At 58.4% G+C, this 9,034-nt stretch carries 9 protein-coding genes; 5 read left to right on the top strand and 4 right to left on the bottom strand.

Features of this window, described 5'->3' with window-relative positions; translation table 11 throughout:
- Entirely contained in the window at positions 1–2,037 is a 2,037-nt protein-coding gene (locus APH41_RS08400; protein WP_054918432.1) for an ATP-binding protein, read from the bottom strand.
- A gap of 46 nt (positions 2,038–2,083) precedes the next feature.
- Positions 2,084–3,001 carry a putative 2-dehydropantoate 2-reductase gene (locus APH41_RS08405; RefSeq protein ID WP_054898016.1) on the bottom strand — a complete coding sequence of 306 codons (918 nt, stop codon included), beginning with the start codon at positions 2,999–3,001 and terminating at the stop codon, positions 2,084–2,086.
- 123 nt (positions 3,002–3,124) lie between these two features.
- Between APH41_RS08405 and APH41_RS08410 the strand changes: the two genes are divergently transcribed.
- Complete coding sequence (locus APH41_RS08410; RefSeq protein WP_003193880.1) at positions 3,125–3,610, top strand: YajQ family cyclic di-GMP-binding protein; 486 nt, start codon at positions 3,125–3,127, stop codon at positions 3,608–3,610.
- A gap of 136 nt (positions 3,611–3,746) precedes the next feature.
- Positions 3,747–4,589, top strand: coding sequence for a mechanosensitive ion channel family protein (locus APH41_RS08415; RefSeq protein WP_054898004.1), 843 nt, complete (start codon positions 3,747–3,749; stop codon positions 4,587–4,589).
- Positions 4,590–4,771: 182 nt separating this feature from the next.
- On the opposite strand, the gene APH41_RS08420 is transcribed toward APH41_RS08415, so the two are convergent.
- Positions 4,772–6,052, bottom strand: coding sequence for an OprD family porin (locus tag APH41_RS08420; protein WP_034128586.1), 1,281 nt, complete (start codon positions 6,050–6,052; stop codon positions 4,772–4,774).
- A gap of 740 nt (positions 6,053–6,792) precedes the next feature.
- Between APH41_RS08420 and APH41_RS08425 the strand changes: the two genes are divergently transcribed.
- Together APH41_RS08425 and APH41_RS08430 are read left to right on the top strand one after the other, a co-directional pair.
- Positions 6,793–7,218, top strand: coding sequence for an HIT domain-containing protein (locus APH41_RS08425; protein ID WP_054898003.1), 426 nt, complete (start codon positions 6,793–6,795; stop codon positions 7,216–7,218).
- 3 nt (positions 7,219–7,221) lie between these two features.
- The gene (locus tag APH41_RS08430; protein WP_005790924.1) at positions 7,222–7,428 is read left to right on the top strand and encodes a SlyX family protein; all 207 of its coding nucleotides are present in this window, start codon (positions 7,222–7,224) and stop codon (positions 7,426–7,428) included.
- Positions 7,429–7,501: 73 nt separating this feature from the next.
- Here the strand turns inward: APH41_RS08430 and APH41_RS29570 are convergent, their stop codons facing one another.
- Positions 7,502–8,104 carry a cold-shock protein gene (locus tag APH41_RS29570; protein ID WP_003193875.1) on the bottom strand — a complete coding sequence of 201 codons (603 nt, stop codon included), beginning with the start codon at positions 8,102–8,104 and terminating at the stop codon, positions 7,502–7,504.
- Between the two features lie 427 nt (positions 8,105–8,531).
- Between APH41_RS29570 and APH41_RS08440 the strand changes: the two genes are divergently transcribed.
- Positions 8,532–9,005 (top strand): Dps family protein, encoded by a 474-nt coding sequence (locus APH41_RS08440; RefSeq protein ID WP_003193874.1) that lies wholly within the window; start codon positions 8,532–8,534, stop codon positions 9,003–9,005.
- Positions 9,006–9,034 lie beyond the last annotated feature (29 nt).

The following is a 9,034-nucleotide window of genomic DNA, read 5'->3' on the forward strand; positions in this document are numbered from 1 at the left end:
TCAGTGCTCCAGTTGGGTAAGTTCAGTGGGGGGCAATTGGCTGCCGGCCAAAGGCAGGCGCAAGGTAAAGCAGGTGCCCTGGCCCAGGGTGGAATGCACCTCCATCTGGCCCTTGTGGTTGTTGGTGATGATGAAGTACGACACCGACAGGCCTAGCCCGGTGCCCTGGCCGATTTCCTTGGTGGTAAAGAAGGGTTCGAACGTGCGCTTGCGCACGTTTTCGCTCATGCCGATGCCGTTGTCTTCTACCTGGATTTCTGCCCACGGCGGGTTCAGACGGGTGCGCAGGATAATGCGCCCGGGTTCGCTGTCGTCTTCACGCAGATGAATGGCCTGGGCGGCGTTCTTCAACAGGTTGAGCAGCACTTGCTCCAGCTCGTTGGCGGTGCCGGGTACCGGGCCCAGTTGCGGATCGAACTGTCGGATGATCGCCTGGCCCTTGAAGTCGAAACCAATGGTCAGATCAAAGTCGTTGCCAGCGATTTCCACGGCCTGGTCGATCAGCGCCGGCAAATCGCAGGGCGCCATCTGGCGATTGCTGCGGCGGCTGAAACTGAGCATATGGGTAACGATTTTCGCGGCACGCGCCCCGGCCTGCTGAATGCCGTCGAGCAATTGCGGGACTTCGCGGCCTTGCAGGTATCGGTTGACCGTCTCCAGCTCGATACCCACCTGTTCGGCAAGTTCCAGGTTCTTGGGCAGCTCGGGAGACAGGCGCCGGCGAATGTTCTGCACGTTATGCAGGATCGCGCCCAGCGGGTTGTTGATCTCATGGGCCATACCTGCGGCCAGGCCGCCCACGGAGAGCATTTTTTCCGATTGCACCATCATTTCTTCCAGGGACAGGCGCTGGGTGATGTCGTCGATTCGGATTACCACTCCGCGCCCGGCGCCGCCCATCAACGGGTAGAACGTCAGCGCGTAATGCTTGGGCTCGTCGTCCTTGATCCAGGTGACCCGCTCAATCCGCTCCACCGTGTGTTGCTCCACGGTGGCCTTGATCTGTGGCAGGTACGGCTTGAGCGGCTGGAAGGCCAGGAAAACCGGCTGGTTCAGGGCTTCGTCCAGGCGAGTGCCGGATAGGGCGGTGGCTTCTTGGTTCCACTGGGTAACGTAGAGTTGTTCATCCAGGGCGATCAGCGCCGAGGGCATCGAGTCGATAATGCTGTTCAGGTAGTTCTGGAAGCCCGTGAGCTTTTTCTCGATCTTGCTGCGTACCTGGACTTCCAGTTCCAGCTTGCGGTTGGTATGCCGGGTTTCTTCGGCCAGGCCCTGAGCCTGGTCATACGCAGCCTGGGAGTCGTCGCGCGCGCGTTTGAGCTGCTGCTCACGGGCTTCGATGCGCGACAACATGGTGTTGAACGCTTCGGCCAGGCTGCCGATTTCATCACGGTTGCCACGCCCGGCGCGTAAAGCGTAGTTCTCCTCGCGGGTCACCTGGCGGGACAGTTCTTCAAGTTCATGAATCGGCCGTGTGATCAGGCGTTTGATCTGCCGGGCGATGACCAGCCACAACAACACACTGAAAATCAGGATGCCCAGGCTGGCGGTCAGCGTGCCGGTATAGAACGCCACCGGCAGCTCACTGCTGGCCACCAGCAACAAATGCCCCGAAGGCTGAGTGCCACGGGGCAGGGTGATGACCTGGTTGCTGCGAAATTCAGTGAGGCGCCACGCTTCGATATGCCGGTAGTGGTCCGGCAGGTGCAGGCGGTCGCCGTGCTGCATCTGCGCCAGGCGGTTGCCTTCGCCATCGTACAAAGCGGCGGCGCGCAACGGTGAATAGCTGGTCAGCTCATTGAGCAGCGCCTCGGCCTTGGTCGGAGACTCAAGGGCCTCGGCGGCAAGCGCGGGGTTGGACACCAGTCGACCAATGGACTGCAAGGCCTGGGGGGCCATGCTTTCCTGGGAGATCCAGTAGGCGGCGCTGATAAACGTCAGGTTGGCCACCAGCAATACGGTGGTCAACAACACCAGCAGGGCCGCCAGCAGTTTCTGCCCTACCGGTAGATTTTCAAGACGCTGGCGCAATGGCATCAGGGGTTTCCCAGGTGATAGACAGGTAGGCAGGGTAGCGCGTGCCTCAGTCGCTGGCCAATCCGCGTGTGCGCAGATATTCGACCAGGCGCGCTTGCAACTGTTGCAGGTGCGGCAACACCAATTGATGGCGGGCCGCCGCCTGGCAGGCATAGCCCAGCAGGTAGCTGATCTCGGTACGTCGGTGGTTGGCCACGTCCTGGTGCATGGACGAGTAATTGGCCGCCGTGGCCTGGATCACCCGCTGCACTTCGCTGTGCAGGTCCTGTGCGGCAGCAGGTTGGCCGCAGCATTCCAGCAGCTCGGCCAATTCAGCGCACAAGGTTGCCACTTCACACGCGTGGGCTTGCAAACCGCCGTTGCGGCACTGGTAAAGCACGGTCAGCGGGTTGATGGCGCAATTGAGCGCCAGCTTGCGCCACAGGCGTGTGAGGATATCACTGGCCCAATCGTGGGGAATGCCGGCCGCTTGCAGGTCGTTCAGCCACAGCGGTGGCGTGGGGTGGCTCGCATCCCCCAGCCAGGTGTAACCATGGCCGGCAAATACCACCCGCCAGTCGCCTTCGCGAAACGCGCCTTCGGTACTTGAGGCATAGATGCAACGGGCCAACGGCACTTGTGCAGCCACTGCGTCCTGGCTGCCAAGGCCGTTTTGCAGCAGGATCAGTTCGGCGTCGGGCGCAAGTCTAGGGTGCAACTGGGCGATAGCGCTTTGAGCATCGTAGGCTTTGCACGCGACCAGCAGGCGATGAATCGGCTCCGGGCTGTCAGGCGTTTCACCGACTACCGGGTAAGTCTGTTCCACACCCTGCTCGACCAGGGTCAGCCCTTGGCCGGCTCGATAGTCGGCCAGGCGCGCCTCATTGCGCAGAATCAGCCTGACGGGCACCCCCGCACGTGCCAGCCGCGTGGCCCAGAGGGTGCCCAGGCTGCCGGCGCCAAGAATATGCCACGGGGTCGACATCAGTGTGTACTCCATAAGGTCGCCAGCGGTGAACGGCGCGAAAGAACCGCTATAATGCCCCGGCATTTTAGCTCGGGCGCGCTCCATCTCTACTGAGCCCGCCCCTTATATTGGAGAAATCACATGCCTTCGTTCGACGTGGTATCTGAACTGGACAAACACGAAGTCACCAACGCCGTCGAGAACGCCGTCAAGGAACTGGACCGTCGCTATGACTTGAAAGGCAAGGGCAGCTTCGAATTCAAGGAAAAGGAACTGACCGTCAACCTGACCGCTGAAGCCGATTTCCAGCTGGAAGCGATGATCGAGATCCTCAAGCTGGCCCTGGTCAAGCGCAAGATCGACGTGCAGTGCCTGGAAGTCAAGGACGCCTACGCCTCAGGCAAACTGATGAAGCAGGAAGCCGTGCTCAAGGAAGGCATCGACAAAGAGCTGGCCAAGAAGATCGTGGCGCATATCAAGGACGCCAAGCTCAAAGTCCAGGCCGCCATCCAGGGCGAGCAGGTTCGCGTCACCGGCAAGAAGCGTGATGACCTGCAAGAGGCTATCGCAGCTCTGCGCGCCAAGACTTTCGACATGCCGCTGCAGTTCAATAACTTCCGCGACTGATGGCACTTTGGGGAACCTGTGGGCACTTTTGACGTCCCACGCCCCAGCATCAGTGCCTACAATTGAGCCCTTCGGGGCTCAATTGCGTTTTCAGGCAGTCAATACAGCCTTATCGCCGCACAACAGGAGAAAGTAGATGGATTTGAACGCTGAAATGGATCACCTGATCAAGACCTCCCAGTCTTGGCTCCCCATGATCATGGAATATGGCAGCCGCGTATTGCTGGCGTTGGTCACCCTGGCCATCGGCTGGTGGCTGATCAACGTCTTGACTCACCGCGTGGGCCGTCTGCTGGCCATGCGTAACGCTGACTTGGCACTGCAACACTTCATCACCAGCCTTGCTAACATCGCGCTCAAAGTCATGCTGGTGGTCAACGTGGCCTCGATGATTGGTGTGGCCACCACCTCGTTCGTTGCGGCGATCGGTGCCGCTACCCTGGCAATCGGCCTGGCCTTGCAAGGCAGCCTGGCGAACTTTGCCGGCGGCGTGTTGATTCTGTTGTTCCGCCCGTTCCGTATCGGTGACTGGATCGAAGCCCAGGGTACCTCGGGTACCGTCGACAGCATCCAGATCTTCCACACGGTGCTGCGCACCGGCGACAACAAGACGGTGATCATTCCCAACGGCAGCCTGTCCAACGGCCTTATCACCAACACCAACCGCCAGCCGACCCGCAAGGTTGTGTTTGACGTGGGTGTGGACTATGAGGCGGACCTGCAGAAGGCCCGTGAAGTGCTGCTGGCTTTGGCTGAAGACCCGCGTGTACTGAAGGACCCTGCCGCCGTGGCGGTGGTGTCGACCTTGGGCGACAGTTCCATCACCGTCTCCCTGCGTTGCTGGACCAACACACCGGATTATTGGGACGTGATGTTTATGTTCAATGAACTGGCGCGTGACCGTTTGAAAGCGGCCGGGATTGATATTCCGTTTCCGCAACGGGTTATTCGGGTGATGCAGGAAAGTGCGCCGAAGTAACTTGGCGTGATGCTATCGAAGTTGGCCGAAAGGTCAGCTTTGAAAAACTAGTTACTTAGCTTGCTAGTTGTTTTGTTGGTTGAAATAAAACTGCAATAAAAAAGCCGCTCCCTGTTTAAACAGAGGAGCGGCTTTTTGTTTAAGGCCGAAGCCTCAAGTCATCGTTGTAATTGAACCGGCAATTACAAGATGTTCAGCGGGTAGTTGGCGATCAGACGCAGCTCGTCGATCGACGGCGAACCGTAGTACACGCCATCACCGGAACGGTAAGTCGCTTGACGCAGGCGCAGGCTCAGGTCTTTTGCCGGGCCGCTCTGGATCACGTACTTGGCTTCGATGTCGCGTTCCCACTCTTTGCCATTCGAGGTGGTGCCCGTATTGGCGCCGCTACCGGTTACATAACGGGTCATGAAGCTCAGGCCCGGAATGCCGAAGGTTGCCATGTTGATGTCATAACGCGCCTGGTAGGACTTTTCGCCTTCGGCGTTGAAGTCGGAACGGGCGATGGAGTTGGCCAGGAACACAGTGCCGCCGCCGTCTACGCCGTAACCGTAGTCGCCGTCACCGGTGACTTTCTGGGCTGCCAGGGTGAAGGTGTGAGCACCGATGGTGTACGCGCCCTGCAAGCTGAAGGCGCGGTTGTCGAGCTTGGTCACGCCATCTTTCTCTGCGCGTTGCAGGCCGGCGCCGTCGCTCTTGGTGTCGTAGATGTTGAAGTCCAGGGCGAACGACTGATCATCGCTCAGGGCGTGGGTCCAGTTCAGGTTGCTGTAGTACTTGCGGAAGTAATCTTCGGTTTTCGCGTAGTACAGGCTGCCGGTGACTTCTGGAGTGAAGGCATACACACCGCCGACGAAGTCGGTTTTGGTCAGGCCCAGGCTGTCGTGGTAGGTCTGGTTCTGCGCGACGCTGGAAGTGAAGTGACCGCCTTCAAGCTTCAGGCCCTTGATTTCGTTGCTGGTGATGGAGATACCTTGCGGCAGCTCTGGCAGCAGGCGGCTGTCGTCGGAGGCAAACACTGGGGCTGTGGTGTATTGGTCACCGACTTTCAGCACAGTGTTGGAGATGCGGAACTTCACCGCGCCGCCGCCTTTGGAATAGTCATCTTGCGAGCGACCGTCGGAACCGGTTGGGAACAGGCCGGTGCCGGCGCGGCCCTTGCCGCTGTCGAGCTTGACGCCCATCAGGCCGATCACGTCGACACCGACACCAATGGTGCCCTGGGTGAAGCCCGATTCGTACAGGGCATTGAAGCCCAGGCCGGTTTCTTCAGCACGGCTCTTGGAGCCTGGGCCCGACGGGTTGTTACGGAAGTCACGGCTGAAGTACAGCGCGCGAGTATTGATGCTGAACGTGCTGTCTTCAACAAAGCCCTTGGAATCGTCCTGGGCGGACGCCATTGCGAACTGCGAGGTGCCTGCTGAAACAGCCAGGGCGATCATGCTCCACTTCATCACGCGCATCGTGATTTGCTCCTTTGGTTTTAGGAAGAGTACTGCCGTCCCACCTGTATTTTTATCTGGGCGGCTCTTTCTTTTTGTGTCGGCGCAAAGTTATCTCACGCAGACCCTATTGACGATACTTACTCAATTATCCTTTCAGCTTCTTTACGAGGCTGTCGTAAATCGCTAGATCCATGTCGCAAATTCACAGCCTGAAATGTATCCAGGCTGACAACTTCAATGCTGTTTTCAGACTTCTTTCAAAGTTTGAACCCATCCCTGATACACATTGAAACGCCACTATTTTTATCGCGAAACACCTGCGTCCAAACGGGTGTCGTTGCGGACGATATGGGGGTGAATGCAACAAGCGTGCTCAAACCACTTACCGAATGTCATTTTTTCGTGAAAAGTGTGATGAACCTGTAAAAACCGCATAAGCACGGGGGTTTTACGCCATTTCGGTTGGGCTTGACGCCAGGGTGTTACCCCGGTTCGGTGGTACCTGAATCCTGTACCTGGGTAAAACGTTACCGGTTGACCCTTATCAGTGGGTAATCGGCGGATCCCTTTGAGGCACAGGTGGGTTATTTTGGTGCATCCCGTTGAGGCCCGGCCTAGCGTTGCTCACCTGGGCTGTTGCCTCTAAAGGGTGCATCTTTTTGCCTGGTTGCCTCAAGGCCGCCAGCATTGCCCGTGAAGCCTTGGGCATTCGAAGGTATGCTGGGCACCTGTTACCGACCTGCCGAACGGAGTGCCACGTGTTCGCCTTAGATCAACGCCTGCAACAAGATACCTTGGCCATTGGGGACTTCCCGCTCTGTCGCCTGCTGCTGTCCAATGACGCCAATTACCCCTGGTTCATCCTGGTGCCGCGCATCGAAGGTATCAGCGAAGTGTTTCAACTGGATGTCGCAGATCAACAAACCTTGTGGCAAGAAACGACGGCCCTGGCGCAGCTGCTTAACGACGGGCTGGCGGCCGACAAGATGAACATCGGCGCGCTGGGTAACGTGGTCAGCCAGTTGCATGTGCATGTGATTGTGCGCAAGCGCGACGACGCCGCCTGGCCAGCCCCGGTGTGGGGCAAGCACCCGGCCCGGCCCTACACCGAAGAGCAGGTGGCCGCGACTCGCAGCCGATTGCGAGAGCTATTGCCTGCCGACTTCATCTTTACCCAGGACTGAACCATGGACCTGCAAGAACGCGTCACCGACCTGGAAAGCCGCCTGGCCTTCCAGGACGACACCATTGAGACCCTCAACGACATCCTGGTCACCCAGCAGCGGGCCGTCGAACGTCTGCAATTGCAAATGACTGCATTGCTCAAGCGCCAGGAAGAAATGGGCGGGCAGTTCGAGTCATCCGAAGAGGAAGCGCCGCCGCCACACTATTGAGTGCGCAAGCAATAAAAAAACCGCGACCCAGCCAAGGCTGGATCGCGGTTTTTTTTTGCTGCGAGGGCTGGGATCAGCGACGCGGCAGGGCAGCGATGACATCTTCGGCTTGCAGGCCCTTGTCACGGTTCATCACCGAGAACTCTACGCGCTGGCCTTCGACCAGGACGCGATGGCCTTCGCCACGAATGGCTCGGAAGTGGACGAAGATATCGTCGCCCGAGTCGCGGGAAATGAAGCCGAAGCCCTTGGAGGTGTTGAACCACTTGACGGTCCCGGTATCCCGGTTGGTCATGTCATAGTTTTGCGACGCGGCCGCTGGAGACGAGCGGTAGAAGCTGATGGCCAGGTGAAGAACGATGGCGACCACAGCGATCACCAGGCTGAGCAGGATGGCCGGATGGCCCCCGACTTCAGGCATGGGCGCCAGGAGGGTGAGGGTTTGTACGACAACAGTCAGCACCAGCAGCGCACTGACCAGGTTTTGCAGTTGATGACGCGTGCCTTTGTTCCAGTAAGGGATTACCGGCGCGAGCGTCAGGTTAAGAAGGCCGAACAAGGCCAGGTACAGGGCGTCGTGTTGTTCCAGGTAGGGCAGGCTTTCAGGCTGCAGGCTCGGAATAAAGGACAGCAGCAAGGCTGCGACGCCCGTTAGCAGGTGGACGATTTTCAACATTTTGGTTAACTCACGTTAAGACGGATCACAAGGAAGAGCTGACTGGCACGGTTCGCTTCTGAACAATGGGAGGCGTTGAGCACGTGCGCGGGTATCAGCCTATGTGACTTGCCGCAGTAATAAACGGCAGCCACACCGCGTCTATTTAACAGCAAAGGCTGTGCCTACTCAAATCAAGCATTTCGGGGTGTTGCCACGGCCAAGGCATTTCTGCGTCAAACGCTTGTCCTAGACAGGTGCGGGATTTTTTCAGTGGTGGCCTAGACCCTTCCTACAGGTAAATAGGCTTGCCAAGTCAGATACCGCAGTCGGTGCGGGGCGATTTGCCGCATGCAGCCCGAGTGTGTCGGGCTGCACGTGGCGCACTCTCTTGCTAGAGTGGAACTGCACCTGATCAATGAATGCTCGTCAATTGAAGGGGAAACACATGGCAATCGATATTGGTATCAGTGAAGAAGACCGTAAATCCATCGTCGACGGACTTTCCCGCCTACTCTCCGATACCTATGTTCTGTATCTGAAGACCCACAATTTCCATTGGAACGTCACAGGCCCCATGTTTCGTACGCTGCATCTGATGTTCGAAGAGCAGTACAACGAGCTTGCGCTGGCAGTGGACTCCATCGCCGAGCGTATCCGTGCCCTGGGCTTCCCGGCGCCGGGTGCCTATTCGATTTACGCCCGCCTGTCTTCCATCAAGGAAGAAGAGGGGGTGCCGAGCGCCGAAGAGATGATCAAGCAGTTGGTGGCCGGTCAGGAAGCAGTCACGCGTACCGCGCGAGGCATCTTCCCATTGCTCGACAAAGTCAGTGATGAGCCGACGGCGGACCTCTTGACCCAGCGTATGCAGGTTCATGAGAAAACCGCGTGGATGCTGCGCTCCCTGCTTGAAAACCAGTAACTGTCGAACCCAGGCGGCGCCTTTTCGGC

Origin of the sequence: Pseudomonas sp. NBRC 111138 (assembly GCF_001320835.1) — a bacterium.
GTDB classification, from domain to species: domain Bacteria; phylum Pseudomonadota; class Gammaproteobacteria; order Pseudomonadales; family Pseudomonadaceae; genus Aquipseudomonas; species Aquipseudomonas paracarnis.

What these genes read in the sequence shown, in the direction of transcription:
- APH41_RS08400 (WP_054918432.1), bottom strand. Translation starts at nt 2,037, where the DNA reads ATGCCATTGCGCCAGCGTCTTGAAAATCTACCGGTAGGGCAGAAACTG.
- APH41_RS08405 (WP_054898016.1), bottom strand. Translation starts at nt 3,001, where the DNA reads ATGTCGACCCCGTGGCATATTCTTGGCGCCGGCAGCCTGGGCACCCTC.
- APH41_RS08410 (WP_003193880.1), top strand. Translation starts at nt 3,125, where the DNA reads ATGCCTTCGTTCGACGTGGTATCTGAACTGGACAAACACGAAGTCACC.
- APH41_RS08415 (WP_054898004.1), top strand. Translation starts at nt 3,747, where the DNA reads ATGGATTTGAACGCTGAAATGGATCACCTGATCAAGACCTCCCAGTCT.
- APH41_RS08420 (WP_034128586.1), bottom strand. Translation starts at nt 6,052, where the DNA reads ATGCGCGTGATGAAGTGGAGCATGATCGCCCTGGCTGTTTCAGCAGGC.
- APH41_RS08430 (WP_005790924.1), top strand. Translation starts at nt 7,222, where the DNA reads ATGGACCTGCAAGAACGCGTCACCGACCTGGAAAGCCGCCTGGCCTTC.
- APH41_RS29570 (WP_003193875.1), bottom strand. Translation starts at nt 8,104, where the DNA reads ATGTTGAAAATCGTCCACCTGCTAACGGGCGTCGCAGCCTTGCTGCTG.
- APH41_RS08440 (WP_003193874.1), top strand. Translation starts at nt 8,532, where the DNA reads ATGGCAATCGATATTGGTATCAGTGAAGAAGACCGTAAATCCATCGTC.